Genomic DNA, 25738 nt, shown 5'->3' with positions numbered 1-25738 from the left:
AACAGGAGGCATCTTATGAAATTCTTCTCCGGTATATGTATCACCGGCATCAAGGTTAGTCAAACGAATGATATACATAGACTAAACGGCTTTGGTGCAAGGATATAAATTTAGTTGTTTTTTGTCTTTTTAGTGACCATAACTCTAGATATAGAAGTGATTAAAAGTTTCTTAAGGAAGCGGAGTGATTGCTATCAAATCAAGGACATTTTCAAATTTGAACTGCAGTAGTATTTCCTTCTTGATGACATCACGAAGTGTTCTTTGAACACTTGAGTCGATATCAAGAAGATTGGATAACGTGACCCGACAAGGAGTAAATTTACTTTTTGACCGTAATGTTCCGAGAACAAATTGAATCTTTTCGGCCTCGGCATTGATGATGTGAGCCAGAGCTAATTCCTCAAGGGCAATAGAAGACAAAAGTAACGGTATAGTCTGTGCAGTAGTAACCGAAATAGTCGGGGTAATATTCGGAATGTTCGGAAAAGACAATGTAATTCACCTCTTTCTTTAGTATCAATTGTATGTTATTATCCTGGGCTTGTAAGTGACACCGCTATTTTGCGTATAGCATTTATGATCATCCAATTTATTCATGAAACATAAAATCCCATGGGTATCTATGAAACACTGAGTTAAGGATAGTATGTATCCAAAATTAGGGGGTGAATTGTTATATAACGATAAGAAAGACGCTAAAATTTGAGATAAAGCTGCAAACTGTTCGGATACGAATAGCAGGGAAAACGAAGGGAGAAATTGCAGCGGAGTTAGGAAATGTAGACAAAGATCAAATTAAAGTGTATGCGTTGTCCATGACAGCAAATTGGTTTTGATACTGTGTTAACACTAGTTGAAGGAACATAAAAAAGCCTCCTGCTTACAAGCAGGAGGCCTCTGATGAAATCCTTCTTCGGTTTACGCACCCACTAAGGTTAGTCAAACGGATGATATTCATAGACTAGAAGGCTTTGGTGCAAGGTTATAAATGTAGTTGTTTTTTGTCTTTTTAGTGACCATAACTCTAGAAACAGAAGTGATTAAAAGTTTCTTAAGGAAGCGGAGTGATTGCTATTAAATCAAGGACATTTTCAAATTTGAACTGCAGTAGCATTTCTTTCTTGATAACGTCACGAAGTGTTCTTTGAACACTTGAGTCAATAGCAAGAAGGTTAGATAACGAAACGACCGGAGGAGAAAGTGCAGTTGTTGTCGGTAATGTTCCGAGAACAAATTGAAGCTTTTCTGCCTCAGCATTGATGATGTGAGCCAGGGCTAATTCCTCAAGGGCAATAGAAGACAAAAGTAACGGTACAGTCTGTGCAGTAGTAACCGAAATAGTCGGTGTAATATTTGGAATGTTCGGGAAAGACAATGTGATTCACCTCTTTCTTTAGTGTCAGTTGTATTTTATTGCCTTGGGCTTGTACATGATACAGCTTTTTCGTGCGGAATTTTATATTGTCCAATTCATAAAATCCCTTGGGGAATTGGAGAGGAGGGAGAAAAAATGGTAAGCAGCCAAGGATTTCCGTCAAAAGCGCTTGGCTGCTTGTACACCTGTTGGTTCACTTTAATAAAAGTCGATGGTATTCCTTTCAGAATCAACCATGCGATATTTAATGTGTTTTTATCCGTTGCACAATACGGCCTATGCTCATATGTTAACTGAAGGTAAGAAAAGAATTTCAACTAATGTATGACATCGGGGTGTATAATATGAAACTTATATTACTGTCAGGAGGTTCAGGGAAACGATTATGGCCGCTTTCCAACGATTCTAGATCAAAACAGTTTTTAAAGATGTTAACATGTCCAGAGAATGGGTTGGAATCTATGGTTCAGCGATTGTGGCGACAATTAGATTTGAATCAATTATTGAATATTGCTTACGTTTCAACAAGTGCAACACAAGTGGATATCATTCAAAATCAATTAGGGACTCAAGTACCATTAATCATTGAACCAGAGCGAAGAGATACCTTTCCGGCAATCATATTAGCAGCGACATATTTGTATTCAATCATTGGTGTTAATCTAGAAGAGGTAATTACTGTAATGCCTGTTGATCCCTTTGTGGAAAATCATTTCTTTGATAAAGTTAAAGATTTAGAGAATGTCATTCAGCAATCGGGCATGGATGTTGCTTTAATTGGTGTAAGTCCTACCTATCCTTCAACAAAATATGGTTATATCATTCCTGACAAAGATGAAGTGAACCAACGGCAATCACAAACGTATATGAAGGTAAAAGGTTTTAAGGAAAAACCGATGGAAGAGCATGCAGAGCAGCTAATTCAGCAAAGTGCATTATGGAATTGCGGCGTTTTTGCATTCAAACTAGGGTATATCATTAACCAGCTAGAAAAAAGAGGCTTGCCTACTCAGTATGATGAGATCATTCAGCACTACGAACAGCTGCCTAAAATAAGCTTTGATTATGAAATTGTGGAAAAGGCAGAGCGGATTGCGGTTATTCCGTATAATGGTTATTGGAAGGATTTAGGGACTTGGAATACATTAACTGAGGATATGCAAACAAATATCGTTGGCAGAGGTTCAATCAGTGATAATTGTATCAATACGCATTTAATCAATGAGTTAGATATTCCCATAGTTGTATTAGGTACTTCGAATATGGTGGTGGCAGCAAGTCCCGACGGTATTTTAGTTTCAGATAAATCCACTAGCCACCATGTTAAAGAGGTGGTAAAAGATTTAGAACAACGCCCTATGTTCGAGGAACGCCGTTGGGGATGGTATCGCGTCTTGGACTATAAGAAATTAGCTGAAGGAATGGAAGTACTGACAAAACGATTATGTGTATTTGCAGGAAAAAATCTTAGCTATCAATATCATCATGAGCGAAGTGAAGTGTGGGTGGTTGTTGCAGGTGAAGGTGAATTTGTTCTAGATGATACATTGTCCTATGTAAAAAAGGGTGATGTGCTAAACATCCCAGTTGGTGCAAAACACGGGATTAAGGCAATCAAAGATCTTGAAATTGTCGAGGTTCAGATGGGTAGTAAACTTGAAGAACAAGATATTGTTCGTTTATATATGTCATGGGAAGAAATGAAGAAATCTATTGAAAACGAATGAATTCCTTTGAATTTAAATTAGAGGGTAACTACTGTCAAAATTCTTTTTGCTCCCATACAATTAAGCAACTATGTATATGGAGGGATATTATGGAACAGTGGAAAGATAAGAAAGTAATGGTAACTGGAGGAGCAGGATTTCTTGGTTCTCATGTAGTGGAACGATTAGAAGAATGGGGTTGTAAACAAATTATTGTACCGCGCAGCAAACAATATGATTTACGTAATCCACAAACAGCTATGACATTGGTACAGGAAACAAGGCCCGATTTAATCATTCATTTAGCTGCTTCAGTCGGTGGAATTGAGGCTAACAGAAAAAATCCAGGTTCATTTTTCTATGATAATTTATCTATGGGGATTCATCTGATGGAAGCCGCAAGACTAGCCAACATAGAAAAATTCGTGGTTTGCGGAACAATCTGCTCCTATCCTAAGTTTGCTTCTGTTCCGTTTAAGGAAGACGAATTATGGGATGGATATCCTGAAGAAACGAATGCTCCTTATGGTTTAGCCAAGAAAATGCTGCTTGTACAGAGTCAGGCATACAGACAACAGTATGGTTTTAACTCTATTTTTCTTCTTCCTGTCAATTTGTATGGACCCCGGGATAACTTTGACTTAGAGACTTCCCATGTAATTCCAGCTCTCATACGGAAATGTTTAGAGGCGAAAGAACAGGGAAAGGATCATATTACGGTATGGGGCAGCGGGAAGGCAACGAGAGAGTTTATATTTGTTGAAGATGCAGCAGAAGCAATTCTGCTGGCAGCAGCGAATTATAACGGGGCGGAGCCTGTAAACATTGGTACAGGAACAGAAATTTCAATTAAAGACTTAGTAGAGTTAATTGCAGCTCAAACAGGTTTTGAAGGTCAAATTCGCTGGGATTCCCAGAAGCCTGATGGTCAACCTCGAAGATGTCTCGATATACAGAGAGCGAAGGAATGTTTTGGATTTGAAGCAAAGGTTAGTCTAGAAGAAGGATTGAAAAAAACCATAGATTGGTATGTGAATCAAGATATAAGATAATAGCAGAATGGTGCCTATATATATGTTAATTAAAAATCCAACATAAAGCCCCCTTTTTAAGCGGGCGAGAGCATCTGGCCGTGCATAGAAGCGGTCAGGGCCTTTCTCTGCCACATGCGAAGTAAAAACCAAAAGAGAAAACGAGAACAGGTTACTTTTTATTCAACCTAGCAGGGAGCTAGATGTCGAAAAATAAAGTGAAACTTCCGTCAGTGGGGGGTCTTCATCCCCTACTGACGGAAAGCCCGCCCAATCGGGCTTTTACGGGCAGTTATCCCCCACCTATCTTCTTTGCTTCTCTCTGAATCTTGAGGTGGGGGTCTTACTGCCCGCGAATAGCGGGATAAAAATGAATTCATATATTCATCCAAATTTCTGGGATTATTAAGGAGGACGGATGAAATATATATTATAAAGTTAAAGATCAACGGATGTACTTGTATTGTGCGACTAATTCGACAAACAATACGGTTGACCTGTCCTCCAGTAAAATAAGATATACAAAAACAGCCAAGCGCTTCTTGAAAAAAGCCTTGGCTGTTTCTTGTCTATTATAAAAGCTTTTTTCACAATCATTTCTCGTTTCTAAAGGGAGATATGATATGAATTCGGAAAAAGGAGCAAGATTTTAAAATATATTTTTTATACGGATTTACTAGATTATTTAATTCACGGTATACATTCCTTAAGAGAAAGATACCCTCGGGAATCTATGTATGTATCTTGTATGATTATTTTTATATAGCAATAAAAAACTTATTCATTTGAAATAAAGTTACAAGCCGTTCCGATGCGAATAAAGGGGAACGCGGTGAATCTATCTTGATTGATAAACGAGGCATGGATTAAGAATTATATATCGAAAAGTTAGAGATGAAAAATCCATTTTAAAAACATGGATTCAAATTACGAAAGAGAAGGTATTATGAGGGAGATATTCTGCCTGGAAACTACGTTAATTTCTTGGTGCATCATGAAATAGATTTTACCTATAATAAGCTGACGCCTGTGAATACAGGCGTCAGCTTGCAGCCTAAAACAGTTTTGCCCCCTGAAGGAGGAAAAGAACGGATATCCTCTCTCAATTTATTGAAATATATTCTAGAATTACGGGCAAACGAAAGTAATAGTCTGAGAGGTAGTAACTGTAACTCCTAATGAAGTAGCAGTAGCTGTTATTGTTACAGAGTTTGGACCTGATACACCAGTAAATGTTCCTAAAACGCTAAAGTTACCAGCCAAATCTGTAATAGGTGTTGTAGTCGAGAAAGTTACATTAGCACCCGCTGTAGCACCAGTTACTGCAAGAGTTACTTGTGCACCTACTAATGGAAGGCCAAGTGCAGTGAGTAACGTACCTGAAATAGGAAGAACTGCACCACACGTTGCACCAGTAACAGGAGCAATTGATATGCTTCCTGGTGTAGATGAAGCACTGCTCGCTAGTAAATCTAGTATATTTTCAAACTTGAACTCTAATAGCATTTCCTTCTTGATGACATCACGAAGAGTTCTTTGAACACTCGAGTCGACAGCAAGAAGATTGGAAATCGTAACTACCGGAGGAGAAAGTGCAGTTGTTGTCGGTAATGTTCCGAGAACAAATTGAAGCTTCTCTGCCTCAGCATTGATGATGTGAGCTAGAGCTAGTTCCTCAAGAGCGATGGAAGCGAAAAGCAATGGTATAGTTTGTGGAGTAGTAATTGAAATGGTAGGTGTAATATTAGGAATAATTGGAAAAGACATTGTATCACCTCTCTTTCTTCAGTACTAATAACATATTATTATTTAGTACCTTTGAAAGACACGGCTAGTACACTATTTTTTCTAAAATTGTTAATTTTATTATAGAATCTCGATAGACAGCCCTGTAGTGATTAGAGTTTAAACATCTAAATCTGCTGGTAACTCCTTGAAAATATCTTGGTGTTTTATCTTCAGTTTACGTAGAGCCTCTACAGGAGAATCGAATGTTTGTGACAGATTTGCAGCCAGTGCGTAAGACTTCGCAGCTGCCTCGATTTGTCCGAGCTTTTCAAGGCAGCAGCCTATATAATATAAAGCTTGAAAGCTACCTAGTCCCTTTAAGGTAAGATGATGTAAATTTTCTTCGCCCAGTTTAAGGCAGTGTTCAAATGTCTCCAATGCTTCTTCATAAGATTCTCTGATGTATAAGATCAAACCTTTATAAAAGTGTAAATCCACATAATCCGGATAGAGAGAAACTGCTCTGTCGATGCCGGGCCATGCTCCGTCAATGCTCCCTGAGGCGATCAATATCGAATACTTTAGTCTGTACAGCAAGGAAGGTGGTGTTTTTAGCTCCTGCAGGAAACCTCTAATGGAACGATTGACATGATCGAATGCCTTGTCATATTGCTCTACACGGTAATATTCACTTGCAATATGATAATCGATCCAAGGGCTGTGATCTTTTTGGGTGAGTTCATTTTTTAACATTTCAAGATTACGTTCAAATTTCTTTTTATTTTTATTCACATAATCCAAGTATCCGTAATGATATACCTTAATTGGAACGGTTTTGATGGCCTGATTATTGTCCGTTTCCGTCAGAACTTCATCTGCGTTAAGCATTTCATGGATATTATTTCTAAATTTAAACCCTTTATAATTCCGGAAAAGACGAGTATGAGCAATATCGAATGTTTTATTTGGATCTGGAAGATCACCATAATAATTAATTAAATGAATAGACAGGAGATAGTCATCGTAGTAGAGGACATTGCGAAATTTATATGCATCAGAAGAGTCTACCTCTTCGTCTGCATCCAACCATAAAATCCAATCCCCCGTTGCACGATCCAAACCATAGTTGCGGGCCGCTGAAAAGCTCCCGTTCCAGGGGAAGTCGAAAACTTGAGCCCCGAATGATTTACAGATTTCAACGGTTCGGTCCGAAGACCCTGTATCTACAATAATCATCTCGTCTACAACATCCTTTATACTGTTTAAGCACTTACCAATACAATCCTCTTCATCTTTTACAATCATACACAATGACAGTCGGCGCAAATTCATTATTCCTTTCCTCCCTTATAACATGAAATTAAGTAATCAATTTCCATCATATGATTTCAACTGGGTAAAAGTGCTTTTTTGGAAACTTATTTGACCGTGCTTAATATAATAAAAAAGGTGATGAAGAAATGACATAATCAAAATCGAGGAGGATAGCATTGAAAATAGGAACATTCAAAATAAACTGGGCTGGTCCTCAATTTGCCGATTATAGTCTTGCGATCGTAAACCGAAGTATTTGTAAATATCTTCGGCAAGATCATCAAATTGACCTTAGAATAAAGGTGCCTGAGTCAGAGAAGTTGAATTCCCAATCTCTTACAGCAGTAGAAGAAAAGGAGAGATTTTTGCCTTTTCCTGAAGCAGATTTTACAATTGTTCACCAGTGGCCGCCCGAGTGGACGATGCCAAAAAGCAGGCATTGGATTTGTATGCAGCCATGGGAATATGGTGCAATCCCCAGAGAATGGTATATCCCTATGAAGTATTGGGCAGATGAAATCTGGGTTTACAGTGCATACAATAAGGAAAGCTACACACGTTGCGGTATTCCTGAAAACAAAGTTCATGTGATTCCCCTTGGTGTAGATGAAAAAATATTTCACAACGGTGTTGAAGCTCTAGCTTTAGAACCCTCCTCTTTTCGCTTCCTATTCGTCGGGGGAACAATTGGCCGTAAGGGAATCGATATTCTGCTTCAGGCCTATCTTAATGAATTTACTGCAGAAGATGATGTTTGTTTGTTCATCAAAGATACCGGGACTCAATCTTTTTACAAAGGAATAACGCTCGAGAAAATGATTCTTGAAGCAATGGCTAATCCAAGTAATCCAAGTATTATATACATGGATAAGGAATTTTCGGAAGCGGAGCTGGCGGGATTGTATAAAGCGTGTGATTGCTTAGTTCATCCATACAGAGGAGAAGGATTTGGGTTGCCGATTACGGAAGCAATGGCTTGTGGCATCCCGGTAATTGTACCGGATAAAGGATCGTGCCGGGATTTTTGTAACGAAGAAACAGCATTCTTCGTTTCCTCAAAGGAAGTTGCTTTACCAGAGAAAAAAGTAAGTAATCTCGATACGGTAGATTATCCATGGTGGTTATCAATTGACAGGAATGATTTGCAGAAGGTAATGCGATTTGCCTACGAGAATCGTACATTGGTTAAGGAGAAAGGACAGAAAGCTAGTAAGCAGATCTTATCCTCATTTACCTGGAAAAAGAGTGCACAGGCCGTTTCCGATAGAATAAAACAGCTAGCTCAGAAGGAATTGAATCCGAAACCAACCGCGGAAGATATCATTAAAATGGAGCTGGAACATGGAAATGAACTGTATGCAGAAAACCTTATCGATGATGCGTTAGAGATATATCTGAATATTTTATCCGTATATCCCTCATTACTTATGACAAGGTACAATGTAGCAGTCATTTATATTAGACAAAAAAACTATAAATCTGCAATTGAGCATCTCGTTTATATTGCCAATAACATGGAGCGAGAAAATAAGGATTTTCAGGAGAAGATCTGGCTCATGATGAGAACTTGTTATTTGGAAATATAGTTCTTTTAATAGGGGATTAAAATTTTTATAACGAAGCAAAGCAAGGCAGTATTACTCAGGAATTTAATAGGAGGAGGTTCATTCGTATGAAAACAGCTCTTATTACTGGTATTACAGGGCAGGATGGTGCTTATTTAGCAAAATTCCTTTTGGATAAAGGATATCGAGTGGCCGGTTTGTTTCCGCGGCGCAGTTCCAACACATCTTGGAGATTAGATTTCTTGAACATAACCGATGAGGTGGAATACGTGGAAGGGGATGTGACTGATCTCCCATCGCTCTTAAGAGCTTTAAAGCTGACAAAACCTGACGAAGTGTATCACTTAGCAGCACAAAGTTTTGTCGCTTCATCCTGGAAGCAACCAATTTTGACGGCACAAGTCACAGGTATTGGTGCCCTGAACATATTGGAAGCTATTCGAGAAATCGATCCTGGAATTAAAATGTACCAAGCTTCTTCCAGTGAAATGTACGGAATGATCCAGCAGCCTGAACAGACAGAAGAAACTCGTTTTTATCCAAGAAGTCCTTATGGCGTATCTAAGGTTTTTGGTTACTGGATGACGAAAAATTACAGAGAAAGTTTCGATATGTTTACCTGCAATGGAATTCTGTTCAATCATGAATCACCGCTTAGAGGAATTGAGTTTGTCACGCGAAAAGTCACCGACGCTGTAGCTCGGATTGTTGCTAGGCAGCAAAAAGAACTTCGTTTAGGAAATATTCATGCAAAACGAGATTGGGGCTTTGCTGGAGATTATGTGGAAGCGATGTGGTTAATGCTCCAACATGACTCACCGGATGATTATGTAATTGCAACTGGAAGAACTACAACAGTTGAAGAAATGTGTAAAATCGCCTTCAATTATGTGGGATTAAATTATCAAGATTACGTTGTTATCGATCCACAACTTTACCGTCCTGCAGAAGTGGATTTACTTCTTGGGGATCCGACTAAGGCCAAGAGCGAATTAGGCTGGACAGCTAAGACCAGCTTAGAACAATTGATCCAAATGATGGTTGACGCTGACTTGGAACGGGTTAAGTAAAGGACACTATATATAAGTTAAAAACTTCTTTCTTTTTAGGGAGAACGAGAGCATCTGGCTGCGTATAGAAACGGTCAGGGCCTTTTCCTACCACATGCAATGTTTTAAAACAAAAGGAGAAAGCAAGTAGCTGGTCATGCCGTATTTTGCATAGCAGCGACTTATATGTCGAAAAATTAAAATGGATATATATAGGGTGAAACAGAAGCACCTTATATTAGGTTACAAGAATAGAAGTAGGATTTAGAGGTAACGAAAGCATATTGAAGCGGGGGGCTTACGATTGCAATATTATAGCCAGATTGGCCAGGATAAATTTGTGAATGAAAAAATATTCCAGGAAATGGAAAATGGTTTTTTTGTCGACATTGGGGCTCATAATGGAATACATCTCAGTAACAGCTATTTCTTTGAACAGCACAAAAATTGGAATGGTATTTGTGTTGAGCCAATACCAGAAGTATTTGAATTATTGAGTAAAAATAGGAAGTGCATTTGTATAGAAGGAGCGATATCCAATGAAAATGGATATCAAGACTTTTTACAGATACAAGGGCCAGTAGAAATGCTTAGTGGCCTGGTTGATAAATTTGATTTCAGAGATAAAAAAAGAATAGACATGGACTTACAAGAGCGTGGTGGAAGTTGTAAGGTTATCAAAGTTAAAACATATACCCTGCAATCTATTTTGGATGATCACAATGTTACTCATATTGATCTATTAAGTGTTGACAGCGAAGGAGCGGAATTAGCAATTCTTCAGTCAATTGATTTTAAAAAGGTGAAGATTGAATGTATTGTAGCGGAAAATAATTATCAAGAGAAAAGTGTGCAAGAATTTCTAGCAATGCAGGGTTACAGGTTAGTAGAAAAATTACCATTTGATGATATATTTCTGTATAACAAGAGTAAGTTTTCAGTCATATAGTCCAAGAAGCTTAACTTTTATTGATAGTACAGCTTGATAAAATTCTAGAAATTTAAGTAAACCGGATAAAAATATTCAAATATCTACGAATGGGGAGGTAGCTTTGTGACTGAAAGTAATCGTTTTTTACTAATCAAATCTTGGAAATGCGGTTTCTGGTCAGCTATGGAGCATGTTGCTGGTCAACTTTTAATTGCTGAACTCACCGACCGCATTCCTATTATTTTTTGGGGAGCCGATTCTTTGTATGCTTCTGAGGCTCCATTAGTTAAAGATGCATTTACAATGTACTTTTTGCCTGTATCAAATTATTCCGTTTATGATCTTGAAAAAGGAAACTACACCTACTATTCATCAAGATGGAATCGAAATAATTTACGCTTGCCAGGTGAATTAGACTTTTCAGGTGCACAAGATATACCTGGTCTTTTTAATAGGTCAGAAAATGTAATAGTAAGTAATGTTCACATGTCTATACTGTACTTTACACAATGGATTAAAGAAAATCATCCAGTATATGGTTTAGAGTTTCATGATATACACCGCTATCTTTATAATAAATATTTTAAACTGCAACCGTATCTGTCCGGTGAAATCGAAGATTTTTATCTTAAGAATATGAAAAATAAGCACCCTATTTTAGGAGTGCATATTCGTGGCAGTGACAAAATTGATGAAATTCCGAATTTATCTCAACTTAATGACTTATATCCGCAAGAAATTGATAACTATCTAAAAAATAACCCAACAGCATCCATTCTTTTGTTAACAGATTCCGAGAGTATTTTAGAAAAATATAAAGAGTTATATGGCGATAAAATAATCTGTACTGACAGTATGCGAACACCTTATGATACTATTCCTCTGCACCAGTTACCTTATTATCCCACAAGGCTGAAGGGTATTGATATTATTACAGATACTTATCTCGCTACGAAATGCGATCATTTTATTGGCGCCAGTTATTCTAATGTTTCCTTAGCAGTCTTTCGCCTTAAAGTTTGGCCGGAAGGGACAATTAAGCTTATTCAGCACTAGAATAAGTTCAGCATATTCAATAAGTCACTGAATTCGCTTTAAGTAAGAAAGTTAAGACATAGATATATAAAGGGAAGGAATGTTTGTGAACGAAAATAATCGTTTTTTACTAATCAAAGAGTGGGGATGCGGTTTCTGGTCAGATGTAGAGCATGTTGTCGGACAGCTTTTGATCGCAGAACTTACCGGTCGTATTCCTGTAACTTTTTGGGGAGAAGGTTCTTTGTATGCTTCTGAACATTCGCTGTTTGAAGACGCATTTACGATGTATTTTTTGCCTGTATCAAATTACTCCGTTGATGATCTTGCACATGAGTATTACACATATTATCCACCCAGATGGAATCGTGATAATTTACGATTGAGGGATATTCATGATGTAGTCGATGTAGCTGATTATTTTACTAAATTAGAAAATGTATTGGTAAGTACCCGTCACATTTATGTACACGATTTTACACAATGGATTAACAAAAGTCACCCAGCATGTCGTATGGGGTATCCAGATGCATACAGCTATCTGTATCAAAAATATTTGAAATTACAACCTTATTTATCTGCTGAAATCGAAGATTTTTACTTTAAGAATATGAAGCATAAACATCCTTTGTTAGGGCTGCATATTCGTGGCAGTGACAAAATTAACGAGTTTCCCCATTTATATCAGCTTAATAACTTATATCCTCTTGAAATTGATAATTATCTACAAAATAATCCGACGGCTGCTATATTTTTGCTTACAGATAGTGAAAATATTTTGGCAAGATATCGAGAGTTATATGGTAATAAATTAATTTATACCGACTCCATACGAACATCTGATGAAAATTTTTCAGTGCATGCAGGATTACCTTTTTGTAACAAACAACAGAAGGGGATAGATATTATTAAAGACACGTACCTTGCCACGAAATGCGATCATTTTATTGGTGCCAATTATTCTAATGTTTCTGTAGCGGTTAGTTGTCTAAAAGATTGGCCGGAAGGGACAATTAAGCTTATTCAGTATTGAAAAATTGACAGCATATAATCAGTATCGAATGAAATCACTAAAGAACTTTAAGACGAGAAAACTTAGTAATACAATACAATATAATATAAAGGGAAGGAATATTTGTGAACGAAAGTAATCGCTTTTTGTTAATCAAAGCTTGGGAAAACGGTTTCTGGTCAGATATATCACATGTTGCCGGTCAACTTTTAATCGCTGAACTCACCGACCGCATTCCCATCATTTTTTGGGGAGCCGATTCTTTGTATGCTTCTGAGGCTCCATTAGTTAAAGATGCATTTACAATGTATTTTTTGCCTGTATCAAATTATTCCGTTTATGATCTTGAAAAAGAAAATTATACCTGCTATCCATCAAAATGGAATTATAGTAATTTACGTTTCCCAGGTACAAAAGATTTAACAGATTTGGAGTATGTAGCTATAGCTAGTGTTTTTGGTAGACCTGAAAATGTGTTGGTAAGTAATGTGCACATTTATGTAGACTATCTTACACAATGGATTAAAGAAGGTCACCCGGCATATGGTTTGGGGGTTAAAGATGTATATGACTATCTTTATCGAAAATACTTTAAATTGCAACCTTATCTATCTGCTGAAATCGAAGACTTTTATCTTAAAAATACGGAAAATAAATATCCTATTTTAGGAGTGCATATTCGTGGTAGCGACAAAATTAATGAGCGTCCGGATTTATATCAGGTTAATGACTTATATCCGCAAGAAATTGATCATTATCTAATAAATAATCCGACAGCATCTATTTTTTTGCTAACAGATTCTGAGAGTATTTTGACAAGATATAAAGGATTGTATGGTAATAAATTAATTTATACTAACTGCCAGCGAACACCTTATGATCATGTTTCTGTGCATAATGGTGGTGTACCTTATTATAGTACAATACAGAAAGGTCTAGATATTATTAGAGATACGTATCTAGCCATGAAATGCGATTATTTTATCGGTAATCATACTTCTAATGTTTCAGTAGCAGTCAGTCGTCTAAAAGATTGGCCGGAAGGAACAATTAAGCTTCTATAAATAAGCCTATTAAGAATGAAATGAAAACAAGGAGGTATATGCATGAATCAACCGCTTGTCAGTATTATTACTCCCTCTTATCAACAGGATAAGTTTATTCAAGAAACGATTGAAAGTGTGCTTTCTCAAGATTATCCTAATTTAGAGCATATCGTCATTGACGGAGGGTCAACAGACAGCACAGTAGAAATTTTACAGTCATACAATTACCTCGGAGAACGTTTTCGCTGGGTATCAGAAAAAGATCGGGGGCAATCTCATGCCATTAATAAGGGACTTGATATGGCCAAAGGAGAAATTATAGGTTGGCTGAATTCGGATGATACTTATATGCCTCATGCTGTAAAAAGAGCGGTGTCTGCTCTGCAGCAAAATCCGAAATGGGGAATGGTATATGGACGAGCAAACTATACGGATGAGCAGAGTGAGGTGCTTGGTCCCTATCCTGTTGAGCCTTTTAATCGAAAGCGGCTATACGAAGGATGTATTATTTGTCAGCCTGCGGCATTTATACGTAAAGAAGTATTTGATACGGTAGGCGAAATAGATGAGCAATTTCATTTTTGCATGGATTACGAATTATGGATGAGAATTTCCAAACATTATCCGATCGGTTTTATTAAAAATGTTCTGGCAACTTCCAGAATGCACAAGGATAGCAAGACCATGACAAAATATTTTGATGTCGGACTCCCGGAAATCATTAGAGCAAGTACTAAAAATTATGGATCTACTTCGGATCAATGGCTGAATCAATATTTTTATTATATAGTATCACAGAATCCCGAGAAGTTGTGGAAACAGCTGACGCGTTCAGAAGAGGATAAGAACATATTGTAGTTAAGAAAGGATTTGAAGCGGAGTTTCTGAAGAAGATGACTTCGCTTTTTTAGTTATTATTGGAATCCACAGCACACTGTATAGATGGCTCGAACGAAAAATAAAATAGGTGTTCTAAGGAGTAGTGCGTACTAAAAAATACATAGTTTAGTCTTTCAAAAAGAAGGGAAAGTGTGAGGGTATACACTGTTCCTTCTTTTTGAACGTGCCAAGAAATTGTTATCGTAAGGCTGATATAGAGTGGCAGGCACTTGCTTGAAGTGGTAATCAACACAATAATTTTAACGAAAGGGAGTTCAATATGACTTGCCTCATAATGATAGAACTGTAGTAACGAGGTTATTTGTATACGTAGGGGATCCAATTTGATTTTCTACCATTTGTACTGCCTTTTGGATTAGGTGAAATAAACCCTAGTATTCATGTTTTTTTCCACCGTTGCCATAAAGTTAAGGTGTTCTGCTGAGCTGACCATCCTAACCAGAATTAACCTCTTCATACTTGCTCAACGTTAGAAGAGGTATGAAACCAATCTTGATGATTCATATACCAGTCAATCGTCATTTTAATTCCCCTGTTAAAAGGAGTATTTGGCTGCCAGTTGAACCCGTTTTTCATTTTTGACCAATCAATTCCATACCTTCTGTCATGACCCTTTCGATCGGTTACGAATGCAATTAAATCATGGCTTTTTCCTATATAATTCAATATGATTTTCACAATTTCAATATTTGATTTCTCATTACTTCCACCAATATTATAGATTTCTCCTGGCTTTCCGTTCACCATAATAGTATAGATTGCCTTGCAGTGATCTTCGACAAACAACCAATCTCTTACGTTCTGTCCATCACCATAGATAGGTATTTTCTTATCATGAAGGGCATGAAAAATTACTTTCGGGATGAGTTTTTCGGAATTTTGGTTTGGACCATAGTTGTTGGAACATCGTGTAATCATTACCGGAATTTTATACGTTCGATAAAAAGAATGGATAAGTAAATCAGCGCTTGCTTTACTTGCTGAGTAAGGATTATTTGGAGAAAGAGGATGGGTTTCTTTAAATGGATGCTCATTTACTTTTAATGATCCATATACTTCATCTGTTGAAATTTGCAGCATTTTTTTTGCTTTACCATCAAGAACTTTTTGAAGCAAGTAATAGGTGCCTAATACATTCGTATGAACAAACGAGTGTGAATTTTCGATACTACGATCAACGTGTGTTTCTGCTGCAAAATTGATAATCATGTCGTATGTTTGATCAAATACTTTATCTAATTCGTCTTTTTTCGTAATGTCAACTTTGATAAAACGGTAATTTGGATTGTTTTCAAAGTCCTCAGTATTTTCTTTGTTTGATGCGTACGTTAATGCATCGATATTCGTAATACTGACATTCGTGTTTTTCAGCAATAACCGAATAAAATGTGAGCCGATAAACCCGCATCCTCCAGTAATTAATAGGTTTTCAGTCATTAGTTATCCTCGCTCTCTCTTTCTTTATATCCTGATAAACGAGAGAATTGGCTTTGAATAAAGCTTCATATGTTCCAGCATCAATCCACCAATGTCGAAGAAAATCATAGGTTAATTTATTTTTCTCTATATACATGTTATTAACATCCGTGATTTCTAATTCACCCCGTTTGGATGGAACAATTTTCTCAATATAGTCAAATACTTTTTTATCATACATATACACACCAATTACACAATAATTGGTTACTGGTGATAATGGTTTTTCGTCAATTGAAGTGATAATTTTCGTCAACTTATTTAGAGTTGCTATTCCGTATCGATGTGGATCCGGAACTTCCTTAAGCAATACTTTTGCTCCATCTTTTTGATATTTAAACGATTGGATGTAAGGTTTTAATGAATCTTTATAAATGTTGTCACCTAGTAATACAATAAACTTTTCTTTTTTAACAAAATCTTTTGCCAAATATACTCCATCCGCAATGCCATTAGCCTCCTTTTGAACTTTATACGTGAGTTTAACTCCGTATTCTTCACCAGAACCTAAAAGAATGATAAAGTTGTCTAGTTCTTTTGGATTTGTAACAATCAAAATATCAATAATTCCAGCTTCTTTTAACTTTTGAATAGACCAATATATCATCGGATACGGACCGACTGGAAGTAAATGTTTATTAATGATTTTTGTAAGTGGTGCAAGCCTTGTACCGTGTCCACCTGCTAAAATTATTCCTTTCAAAACTTTCACCTCTTTAATGCTGTACGAATGCAAAGAATAACAGCAGTAGCATCCTATGGTTTTTTCTTATTACACTATGTATATACAGCCTATTTCGTTACATTGAAAGTCTTTGAATATTTTAGAGTAGAATAACCCTGCTGTCATAAAAGTTCAGTAAGCATTTCTTATTACGTAAATTCTGTGTACGAAGAGGGCTTCCATGTTTAAAAAGATTGATTGGAATCACGGATCGTTTAGGGCTTAATAAAATAGTCAACGAGTTTGAACTCGCTGACCGAATATTATTGATACAGCTAAATCCTTGAACAATTGCATCATTTAAATACTTTTTTTGAAAAGAAAACCTTTATTCTGTGATTGGGCATCCTCTAGCTTCCATGATTCAAATGAATCAAATGCATCTATGATATCGTATTTGGTCCTAAAAAAATAAAGAAATTTATCTAAATTAAAAAACCATGCCGGGTAGCTGGCTTCATATATTTCAGGGGGGACAATCTGAAGGGTCATACGGTCTTCAACATCAAAAAATGGAGTTCTGTCAAATAGAATGAATTTAAAATTATATTTCATCACTTGTTCTAAAAATTCGTATGGCTTCTCAAGATATTGAATCACACCTGAAAATAAGATCAGATGGGGATTTTCCATTTGCACGCATTCGTCTATACTATAGTAAAATTTCAAGGGACCTTCTTCGAACGACTGTTTCCCACAGTCTACAAAATGTTTTTGCTCAACGATATTCCAGCTTAGCTCATCTAAATGCTTAAGAGAATTTCGGCACGCGTAATATGAGGAACCTAAAGAACCACCGAAATCAAGGATACGAAGTTTATTCTTGTTACAAGAAGCGATATGCAATAAACAGCGAATTAAGGGCTGCACATATTCGCACTCATTAAACAGTATGGAGTCTCTCTCGCATAGTGCTTCTCCCGATTTCACTTTTAATGCTGCTTCTTTTACTTTATCTAAAATTCTCGATGTATCATAACCGGTTGATATTTCCTGTATTTCCTGCCATGAACTGTAATTTCCTGAAAAACCGTATATTTTACCTGTCATACCGTTAACCTCCATTGAATTTTTTAATCCAGAACCCCTCTCATATACCGCTTCTCCTAACTTAACCTTTAATAATAACTTCTTTCAGATTATCTAATATATCAAATTTCCTGATTTTCCGTAGTCTTTGCGGGCCTATCATTCTTTAGATATTTTATGTTGAAAATGTTATGTTGTTCAAATACTCTTGAGCCTACTGAAAAATGGGATATCGCCTCGGTCTAGTATGATTAGGTTGTATATTTTAGAAGCACGGTAAAAAATCATTCTACTTACATGCTATGTGTGTATATAAATAGTGTGAGGTGATAATATGGCGGCGTTTTCCGGTAAAAGTGTTCTAATCACAGGTGGAGCTGGTTTTATTGGCAGTAATCTGGCGATAAGAATGATTGATGATGGTTCACGAGTTACTTTAATGGATTCTCTAATACCGGAATTGGGTGGGAATTTATTTAATATTGAATCTGTACGCAATCAAGTAAATATTGAGATTTCTGACATACGTGACTGGTCTAGTTTATCCGATATAGTACGTAATAAGGATTATATTTTTAATCTTGCCGGGCAAGTGGGCCATAGATACAGTATGACCAATCCACTGCTGGATATGGAAATTAACGTGATGGGACACCTGATGCTCCTGGAAGCATGCAGGCAATATAATCCGGATGCAGTCGTTTTATATACCAGCACACGTCAATTTTATGGGCCGCCACAATATCTTCCCGTAGATGAAAGTCATCCTCTTAATCCTACGGATATTAATGGAATCAATAAATTGGCAGCAGAACAATATTATTCTCTGTATGCAAAGATATATGGTTTAAAAACAGTTTCTCTTCGATTAACAAATACCTTTGGTCCGCGGCAGTTTGTAAAAAATGCGCAGCAAGGCTTTATGGGGTGGTTTATCAATCGTGCAATAAACCGTGAGAGCATTCAATTATTCGGCAGCGGCAGACAACTTCGCGATTTTAACTACGTAGATGATGTTGTTGAAGCGTTAATGTTAGCGTCACAAACGAAAACTTGTTATGGAAATGTTTATAATCTTAGCGGTGAAAAGGCTAGTTTAAAAGAGGTAGCGCAGATTTTAGCTGAAATTTGCGGCGATTTGAAAATTGAGACTGTACCTTTTCCTAAAGAGTACAAGGAAATTGATATTGGCGATTTTTACGCTGAATCCACCCGATTTCATCAGGAGAGCGGATGGGTTCCTCAAGTGAATTTGTATGATGGGTTAGTCAGGACTATAGAGTATTTTAGAAAATATAAAGATTATTATTTGTAGATGGAATCAATACGTAAGAGAAATCACAGATGATGTCCTTACATTTTGCAAGCGAGGGGAAATCATGAAAATCCAATTTTTTAATTTACAGAAAATAAATTTAGAAATTGAAGATGAGATTAACCAGGCTGTGCAAACCGTTATTCATCGTGGAGAATTTATTTTAGGTCAGGCAGTAAAAAAATTCGAAGAAGAACTAGCATACTATCTGCTTGGTCATGATCAAGGGTATGTTACAGGGTGTAATTCAGGCACAGATGCATTGATATTATCTCTGCTTGCGGAAGGGATTAGTGCGGGTGATGAGGTAATAACCGTTTCTCATACTGCAATCCCAACTGTTGCCGCAATTTGTGCGATAAGAGCAAAACCTGTTTTTGTCGATATTGATCCTGAAACTTGGGTAATGGATATGTCTAAAGTAGCATACTCAATTACGACTCAAACGAAGGCAATCGTTCCTGTTCATCTCTATGGAAATATGGCAAATATATTCGAACTAAAGAATTTGTTACGGGATATGAAAAGAGAAGACATTATAATCGTTGAAGATGCTGCGCAAGCTCATGGATCAAGGTTAAATGGGGCACATGCGGGAACAATTGGCGATTACGGTGCATTTAGTTTTTATCCGACGAAAAACATCGGGGCTTTAGGTGATTCAGGCGCTGTCTTTTGCAGAAGCAAGGACAATGACAGCCGTTTAAAAAAACTTCGAAATTACGGTCAGAAAGACAGGTATCATCTACAATTAAATTACGGCATTAATAGTCGTCTTGATGAAATCCAAGCTGAGATATTAAATATCAAATTAACTTATTTAGACAAATGGAATGAAAGGAAATCAAGAATCATGGATGTTTATCGTACTGAGTTTGCAGATTTACCACTATTTTTTCAAAAATGTTGCGCAGGATGCAAGGCTGCCTGGCATTTAGGTGTAATAGCACTTCAAGATCGTCTGACCCGCGATAGATTAGTCGAATACTTACGTTTACATGGAATTGGCACCATAATTCATTATCCGGTACCTGTTCATAAACAAACAACATTTTCTTCAAATCCAGTCAAGCGATTATCTGTAACTGAGGATTTGGCTGATCGAATATTGTCATTACCAATGAATCCGGCATTGCTTTATGAAGAACAAGAACATGTGATTAAAACAGTACGCTCATTTTTCACCAAAAAGCTTTGAAGGGAGAGAAAAATGGATGCATTCTTTCTGTACGCTCTTTAATTCGAATTATTTGACTCGCGGCCTAACCATGTATGATTCGTTATGTCGGACGGAAGAATGTTTCACGCTTTTTATATTTTGCTTTGATGATTTGGCTTACGAGATGCTTAGAAGTTTAAATCTTAAAAATGCAGTGTTAATTACACTAAATGAATTTGAAACGGATGAATTGAAAGAGGTGAAGAAACTTCGATCGGAGGCAGAATATTGTTGGACTTGTACCCCTCATGTAATCCGCCATGTACTGGACAATTATGACGTGAAAGAGGTTACTTATCTTGATGCAGATTTGTATTTTTTTAATAAGCCGTCAATTCTGCTAGACGAATTTCACCAAAGCAATTGTTCGGTAATGATCACTGAACATAGATATAGTCCAGAATATGATCAAAGTGATACATTCGGTATATATTGTGTTCAATTTATAACATTCAAAGCGGATAATCATGGTCTTAAAGTTCTGCAGTGGTGGGAGGATCGTTGCCTGGAATGGTGCTATAACAGAGTAGAAGACGGAAAATTTGGCGACCAAAAATATCTTGATCGATGGCCAGATTTATTTGTAGGGGTCCATGTTTTACAACACTTAGGCGGCGGTGTTGCTTGTTGGAACATACAGCAGTACGAGGTTACGGATGGCCCTCAAGTCTGTGGAGTGCCGATTGTGTTTTATCATTTTCATCAATTGAGATGGGACACCGCATATCAGTTTGATTATGGAGTCTATGAACTTTCGCAAGAGGCTATATCGCTCATCTATGGCCCGTATATACAAGCTTTACGTGAGCAAATAGATATGATTGTTCAGTTATACGATCAATTCAAAGACAATTATACTAAGGATAATTCGGAATATGACATTACCGGAGCTCTTAAGTAGTTAGCACTGAAAAAATCGATTTTTGTTTTGTCTCTCTTTCTTATTTACAGCGAAACAGAGCATCTACCCAAGTATTTATATACAAGTTAAAAAACACATAAAACCCTCTTTCTTTTGAGGGGAACGAGAGCATCTGGCCATGCATAGAAACGGTCAGGGCCTTTTCCTACCACATGCAAGGCTTAAAACAAAAGGAGAAAGCAAGTAGTATTCATGTTGTATTCTGCACGGCAGCGACTTATATGTCGGAAAAATAAAATGGATTTATATAGTATCAGTTATCCTGTACGTTTTTTTAATTTTAATCGTTTTGTGAATCAATATGATAAGGTGGACAGTACGGAGTCTTTCTTTTGAACAATGTGAATTGCATGATGGGTTCCGGGCCCAGAGTAGAATTGTTTTACTCAAAAGAAAATCATAGACAGAGGGTGGGATAAGAACATGTCCGAAGTTCAATATGGTTTCTGCGGAAATTATGGATCGTGGGAGGAAGCATTGCAGCATTCAAGAGGGTACGACGATCCTGCTATTTTAGAAAAAGTAAAACATGCACTCTTAAAAGTAAAATCAGGGGAAAGCGTCTACGAGAGAGATTCTGTTCTCTTTGATGAAGTTCAATACTCGTATCCCTTGCTCACGTATTTGCTTTTTATTGCATCTGAAAATAGACAAAGACTAAGTATTCTCGATTTCGGAGGGTCATTGGGATCTTCTTATTTTCAATGTCGAAAATTTATGAGGCACTTAAGGAAATTAAAGTGGAACATCGTCGAACAAAAACATTATGTAGAATGTGGCCGGGAACGGTTTCAAGATGATGTTCTAAAATTTTATGATCGGATTGAGGAGTGCTGTAACGCAGAAAGTCCGGATGTGATTCTATTGTCTGGAGTTTTTCAATGTTTGGAAAATCCATATGAAGTTTTGTCTGAAGTGATGGGTTATGAGTTTGAGTATATTATTTTTGACCGTACCCCTTTTATTGATCAGCCAGATCGGATTACAGTACAGAGGGTTCCACCTGAAATCTATGAATCCAGTTATCCTATCTGGTTTTTTAATTACGATCGATTTCACAGTTTTTTTAATGATCGATACGAGCTGATAGACGAAACCGATTCATTCGAAAAGGATCAATTGGAGGATGGTGTACACTCTCAAAGCAAAGTAATGTTATTTCGAAGGCTTTAACAGCTTGATTTGAATAATGTGAAGAGTCAGTGCGTTATAGCAGCAAGTGATAGTTTGAAATGCATGAATCATAACCCCTGCAACAGTATAGTGGCAGGGGTAGATGAATCTCTTAACTACAAGACTGAAAACTTACTCTGACTATGAAGAAATATATCATCATATTCTAATTTTTCTACTAATCTGTAACCTTGCATTGTTAGATATTCTTCCACATTTTTTGTTTGGTAATTATTTTCTACTGTGATACATTCAATCTTTACCTTTTTAAAATCGATTGATTGAAGAACACTCAATTCAGATCCTTCGGTATCAATACTGCAGAAATCAATATGGGTAACATTATGAGTATCTAAAATCGACTGCAACGGAAATGTTTTAACTTTAATAACTTCCGAACTTCCATTAGAACCTTGAATTTCTATGTCTATTCTATTTTTATGTCTGGAATCATATTCATTAACTAGGCCACTAAGCATTTCTGTGTTTGTCGGCCCCTGTACTCGTAAGAAGTCCTGATATCCATCTTCAAAGAATATCGCTCCCTCTATACAAATACACTCCCTATTTTTTCTCAATAATTGATACACTTCTGGTAATGGCTCTACACAAATACCTTTCCAGTTTTTATGCTTTTCAAAAAAGTAGCTATTACTGTAACTTATCCCATCATGTGCTCCAATATCAACAAAAAAGCCATTTTCCATTCCACGAAATATTCTTTCATTTACATATTTATCCTGACCAATTTGACTATAATATTGCATAGTATCACCTTTTACTTTCCTTATTTTCACTATCTTTGCTTTTCTAGAAACCTAGTATAGGGAACTTCTGTTTTATTCCAGTGTTCTTTCTTTAATTTGTTCTACATCGGCCTTAAGCACAAAGTCTGGAGATACGTTGGTTTCTGGTCAGCTATAGAGTATATTTCCGCCGAGCTTTTGAAAATGAAACTCACGAATCGTATTTGTATTATTTTTAGGGGAGCGGATTCTTTGTACTTTTTTAAAACTTATTTAATCCGATTCCCCTGACCTCATTAGTGATAATAGCCATATCCATAAACATGTTGAGGACTCTAAGTCCCGAAAAACTTAATGACGACTACGCCATTTCCTGTACCGGCACCGGCAGTGTTCACTTGGTTTGTTCCGTTATTTAATGAACCGCCACCACCGCCGGCGCTGAAGCTTCCAATGGCTTGGGCGCTGCCACCGCTACCACCGCTGTAGCCACCACCACCGCCGCCATTTGCACCACCAGCACCACCACCGCCGAAACCGCCATCAGCTCCGAAAGTTCCGGGACTTCCGCCATCAGCTCCAGCGATAATATTCGTACCGCCACCACCGCCGACAGTTCCTCCCGCACCGGCACTTCCAGTTCCGCCATTTGAGAAGATGCCAGCACCGCCGCCGCCGCCGCCGAAAGTCGTGTCAGTACCACCAGCACCACCGTTACCGTTAGCACCACCATTTCCGCCAAGCGGATTACCAGTAGTACCGTTTGGTGAGGTTGAAGCGTCTTGGCCAACGTTGACAACATCGACAGCACCACCGCCGCCGCCTGCTGCGACCAGCAGGGTTGATGGAGAAAGATCACCAAATCCGGATCCTCTCCATATAAAGGAGCCGCCACCACCACCGCCAGCCAATACACCTAGATTACTGTCCATACCTCCAACTAGTATTGCTAGTGGTTCTCCAGATATGACAGTGAAGTCACCTTGTATAAAAGCCCCTTTACCTGACGGTGAAGAAAAAGCTCCAAGGGAACCTGCCGCTCCTATTGCCTGGATTGTTGCAGAAGTTGCGCCTGGCGGGACAGTAGTTGTTTGAAGTCCTCCTGTAAAGGAAAAAATTTGTTGCGTTAAAAGTACTGGTGTTGGTGCTGGTGAAGTGTTTGTAATCAGATCTAATATGTTTTCAAATTTGAACTCTAGTAGCATTTCCTTCTTGATGACGTCACGAAGGGTTCTTTGAACACTCGAATCGATAGCAAGAAGATTGGATAAAGTAACCACTGGAGGGGAAGGTGCGATTCCGGTTTCTAATGTTCCTAAAACAAATTGAAGTTCCTCTGCCTGGGCATTGATAACATGGGCTAGAGCTAATTCTTCAAAGGCAATGGAAGCCAAAAGCAATGGTATTGTTTGAGGAGTACTAATAGAGATATTTGGTGTGATATTTGGGATTATTGGAAAAGACAATATAAGTTCACCTCTTTTGTAGGAAACTATCAAATGGATTGATTATGCGCATGCCTAGGTTTTCTGCTTTTGTCAGTTGCATGTACATAAATCTAGGTTAAAAGAAACGAAATAACAAAAGTCTGTTTAGTTATAGTTTATTCAATGAGTGTTTGAATGAATGAGTATTTGTCCATGGATAGAAGGAAATTTTTTTTGTTAAAAGAGCCCTTTTTGGTTCTGTTATAAGAAATCTATGAAATTCGGCTATACTGGTGCTAGCAATCTAAAAAGGGCTAGTTTCAGGTTGGTAATGTTTTTATTTGAGTAGGTTTTGTTTTTTCGTATCGATTATGCGCCTTTTTAGAATAGTAGTATCAATATGTTGAAATTTGATAGATTACTTATCATTAGTTTAAGGTTTCTATACCAAAATTGATTGAAGTGAATAGGAAGGAGTATTGTCACAAAAGTAACTTGTATGCTTTGAATCCCAACTATCTACTTGTTTATTGCTAAGAAGAACTGAAAGAGTGTGAAGAGATGAGATGCATTTATTTTAGAAGAGAGTGACTGTTGATTTTCTATTGGACAAGTATACACTTTCATAGTATCTAGTGTTTCTGCCGTTTTCTAGTATTTATATTCTGCATACTATACAAGAATAAAGAGTGAAAAGGGGGGATTTTTTTGGCATGTCTTAATAATCCAGTTTCAATTCCTATTTGTATTACTCTTAAATTTAATGTATTTAGTGGTTCAGGTAGTACAACTGTTGCCTGCAATAGTTGTACCGCTAGTACAATCTTTGACCCTGCAACTGGTGATTTAACTATCACTCAACCAGCAGTTGCTCATTTTACAATTGATGTTAACGACGACCTCTCAACTGCTGTTGTTTTCGTAGGATTGTCCTAACCTTAATTATAATTTTAGGGAAGCTTTGGAAACCTTTTAACCCGAAGCTTCTTTTTTTATTTTTCTTAGGTTAACC

Annotated in this window: 25 protein-coding genes; 16 read left to right on the top strand and 9 right to left on the bottom strand. The window is 37.2% G+C overall.

The annotated features are described in order from the left end of the window. Positions 1-171 precede the first annotated feature (171 nt). Complete coding sequence (locus ACIGHG_RS01970) at positions 172-495, bottom strand: alpha-helical endospore appendage domain-containing protein (protein WP_336472164.1); 324 nt, start codon at positions 493-495, stop codon at positions 172-174. 173 nt (positions 496-668) lie between these two features. Here ACIGHG_RS01970 and ACIGHG_RS01965 point away from each other — a divergent pair, with 173 nt between their 5' ends. Further along, on the top strand, positions 669-839 hold the full coding sequence (locus ACIGHG_RS01965; RefSeq protein WP_336472163.1) for a hypothetical protein: 171 nt from the start codon (positions 669-671) through the stop codon (positions 837-839). Between the two features lie 215 nt (positions 840-1054). Here the strand turns inward: ACIGHG_RS01965 and ACIGHG_RS01960 are convergent, their stop codons facing one another. Further along, positions 1055-1378 carry an alpha-helical endospore appendage domain-containing protein gene (locus ACIGHG_RS01960; RefSeq protein WP_090915043.1) on the bottom strand — a complete coding sequence of 108 codons (324 nt, stop codon included), beginning with the start codon at positions 1376-1378 and terminating at the stop codon, positions 1055-1057. 344 nt (positions 1379-1722) lie between these two features. On the opposite strand from ACIGHG_RS01960, the gene ACIGHG_RS01955 reads away from it, so the two are divergent. The 3 genes from ACIGHG_RS01955 (at position 1723) to ACIGHG_RS01945 (ending at position 4693) form a co-directional block, all read left to right on the top strand. Beyond that, entirely contained in the window at positions 1723-3105 is a 1383-nt protein-coding gene (locus tag ACIGHG_RS01955) for a sugar phosphate nucleotidyltransferase (RefSeq protein ID WP_336472162.1), read from the top strand. Between the two features lie 89 nt (positions 3106-3194). Then, positions 3195-4136 carry a GDP-L-fucose synthase family protein gene (locus tag ACIGHG_RS01950; RefSeq protein ID WP_396546921.1) on the top strand — a complete coding sequence of 314 codons (942 nt, stop codon included), beginning with the start codon at positions 3195-3197 and terminating at the stop codon, positions 4134-4136. A 404-nt stretch (positions 4137-4540) separates the two neighbouring features. Beyond that, positions 4541-4693 carry a DDE-type integrase/transposase/recombinase gene (locus tag ACIGHG_RS01945; RefSeq protein WP_396547185.1) on the top strand — a complete coding sequence of 51 codons (153 nt, stop codon included), beginning with the start codon at positions 4541-4543 and terminating at the stop codon, positions 4691-4693. A gap of 550 nt (positions 4694-5243) precedes the next feature. Here the strand turns inward: ACIGHG_RS01945 and ACIGHG_RS01940 are convergent. Both ACIGHG_RS01940 and ACIGHG_RS01935 read right to left on the bottom strand, forming a co-directional pair. Continuing rightward, complete coding sequence (locus ACIGHG_RS01940; protein WP_396546919.1) at positions 5244-5882, bottom strand: carboxypeptidase-like regulatory domain-containing protein; 639 nt, start codon at positions 5880-5882, stop codon at positions 5244-5246. A 138-nt stretch (positions 5883-6020) separates the two neighbouring features. Continuing rightward, positions 6021-7148, bottom strand: a complete 1128-nt coding sequence (locus tag ACIGHG_RS01935) for a glycosyltransferase (RefSeq protein WP_396546917.1) — start codon at positions 7146-7148, stop codon at positions 6021-6023. Between the two features lie 185 nt (positions 7149-7333). Between ACIGHG_RS01935 and ACIGHG_RS01930 the strand changes: the two genes are divergently transcribed. The 7 genes from ACIGHG_RS01930 (at position 7334) to ACIGHG_RS01900 (ending at position 14653) form a co-directional block, all read left to right on the top strand. Then, positions 7334-8743: a glycosyltransferase gene (locus ACIGHG_RS01930; protein ID WP_396546915.1), complete on the top strand. Its 1410-nt coding sequence runs from the start codon at positions 7334-7336 to the stop codon at positions 8741-8743. 86 nt (positions 8744-8829) lie between these two features. Then, positions 8830-9792, top strand: a complete 963-nt coding sequence (gene gmd, locus ACIGHG_RS01925) for a GDP-mannose 4,6-dehydratase (protein ID WP_336472157.1) — start codon at positions 8830-8832, stop codon at positions 9790-9792. Positions 9793-10075: 283 nt separating this feature from the next. Continuing rightward, a complete protein-coding gene (locus tag ACIGHG_RS01920) occupies positions 10076-10720 on the top strand; it encodes an FkbM family methyltransferase (RefSeq protein ID WP_396546913.1) in 645 nt (214 codons plus the stop codon). 105 nt (positions 10721-10825) lie between these two features. After that, positions 10826-11758: an O-fucosyltransferase family protein gene (locus tag ACIGHG_RS01915; protein WP_336472155.1), complete on the top strand. Its 933-nt coding sequence runs from the start codon at positions 10826-10828 to the stop codon at positions 11756-11758. A gap of 79 nt (positions 11759-11837) precedes the next feature. Beyond that, entirely contained in the window at positions 11838-12770 is a 933-nt protein-coding gene (locus tag ACIGHG_RS01910; protein ID WP_396546911.1) for an O-fucosyltransferase family protein, read from the top strand. 104 nt (positions 12771-12874) lie between these two features. Further along, positions 12875-13813 (top strand): O-fucosyltransferase family protein, encoded by a 939-nt coding sequence (locus tag ACIGHG_RS01905; protein ID WP_336472153.1) that lies wholly within the window; start codon positions 12875-12877, stop codon positions 13811-13813. A 42-nt stretch (positions 13814-13855) separates the two neighbouring features. Further along, positions 13856-14653, top strand: coding sequence for a glycosyltransferase family 2 protein (locus tag ACIGHG_RS01900; protein WP_336472152.1), 798 nt, complete (start codon positions 13856-13858; stop codon positions 14651-14653). Positions 14654-15148: 495 nt separating this feature from the next. Here ACIGHG_RS01900 and rfbB read toward each other — a convergent pair whose 3' ends face one another. The 3 genes from rfbB to ACIGHG_RS01885 all read right to left on the bottom strand — a co-directional run bounded on the left by rfbB (position 15149) and on the right by ACIGHG_RS01885 (position 17945). After that, on the bottom strand, positions 15149-16132 hold the full coding sequence (gene rfbB, locus ACIGHG_RS01895; protein ID WP_336472151.1) for a dTDP-glucose 4,6-dehydratase: 984 nt from the start codon (positions 16130-16132) through the stop codon (positions 15149-15151). Continuing rightward, positions 16125-16874 (bottom strand): sugar phosphate nucleotidyltransferase, encoded by a 750-nt coding sequence (locus tag ACIGHG_RS01890; protein ID WP_336472150.1) that lies wholly within the window; start codon positions 16872-16874, stop codon positions 16125-16127. The genes rfbB and ACIGHG_RS01890 overlap by 8 nt, the downstream gene beginning before the upstream one ends. Before the next feature lie 321 nt (positions 16875-17195). Continuing rightward, positions 17196-17945 (bottom strand): TIGR04325 family methyltransferase, encoded by a 750-nt coding sequence (locus tag ACIGHG_RS01885; RefSeq protein WP_396546908.1) that lies wholly within the window; start codon positions 17943-17945, stop codon positions 17196-17198. Between the two features lie 313 nt (positions 17946-18258). On the opposite strand from ACIGHG_RS01885, the gene ACIGHG_RS01880 reads away from it, so the two are divergent. The 4 genes from ACIGHG_RS01880 to ACIGHG_RS01865 all read left to right on the top strand — a co-directional run bounded on the left by ACIGHG_RS01880 (position 18259) and on the right by ACIGHG_RS01865 (position 22553). Then, positions 18259-19239 carry an NAD-dependent epimerase/dehydratase family protein gene (locus ACIGHG_RS01880; RefSeq protein WP_336472148.1) on the top strand — a complete coding sequence of 327 codons (981 nt, stop codon included), beginning with the start codon at positions 18259-18261 and terminating at the stop codon, positions 19237-19239. Positions 19240-19303: 64 nt separating this feature from the next. Further along, a complete protein-coding gene (locus tag ACIGHG_RS01875) occupies positions 19304-20437 on the top strand; it encodes a DegT/DnrJ/EryC1/StrS family aminotransferase (RefSeq protein WP_336472147.1) in 1134 nt (377 codons plus the stop codon). Between the two features lie 133 nt (positions 20438-20570). After that, positions 20571-21359: a hypothetical protein gene (locus ACIGHG_RS01870; RefSeq protein ID WP_396546906.1), complete on the top strand. Its 789-nt coding sequence runs from the start codon at positions 20571-20573 to the stop codon at positions 21357-21359. 444 nt (positions 21360-21803) lie between these two features. Next, complete coding sequence (locus ACIGHG_RS01865; RefSeq protein ID WP_396546904.1) at positions 21804-22553, top strand: TIGR04325 family methyltransferase; 750 nt, start codon at positions 21804-21806, stop codon at positions 22551-22553. A 116-nt stretch (positions 22554-22669) separates the two neighbouring features. Here ACIGHG_RS01865 and ACIGHG_RS01860 read toward each other — a convergent pair whose 3' ends face one another. Further along, positions 22670-23320, bottom strand: a complete 651-nt coding sequence (locus tag ACIGHG_RS01860; RefSeq protein ID WP_336472144.1) for an FkbM family methyltransferase — start codon at positions 23318-23320, stop codon at positions 22670-22672. Positions 23321-23634: 314 nt separating this feature from the next. Beyond that, entirely contained in the window at positions 23635-24765 is a 1131-nt protein-coding gene (locus ACIGHG_RS01855; protein WP_396546902.1) for an alpha-helical endospore appendage domain-containing protein, read from the bottom strand. A 669-nt stretch (positions 24766-25434) separates the two neighbouring features. Here ACIGHG_RS01855 and ACIGHG_RS01850 point away from each other — a divergent pair. Further along, positions 25435-25662: a hypothetical protein gene (locus ACIGHG_RS01850; protein ID WP_090915076.1), complete on the top strand. Its 228-nt coding sequence runs from the start codon at positions 25435-25437 to the stop codon at positions 25660-25662. Positions 25663-25738 lie beyond the last annotated feature (76 nt).

Origin of the sequence: Bacillus sp. NPDC077411, assembly GCF_044543425.1 — a bacterium.
Lineage (GTDB): Bacteria > Bacillota > Bacilli > Bacillales > Bacillaceae_G > Bacillus_A > Bacillus_A bruguierae.
This window is presented reverse-complemented; position numbering and strand designations above follow the sequence as displayed.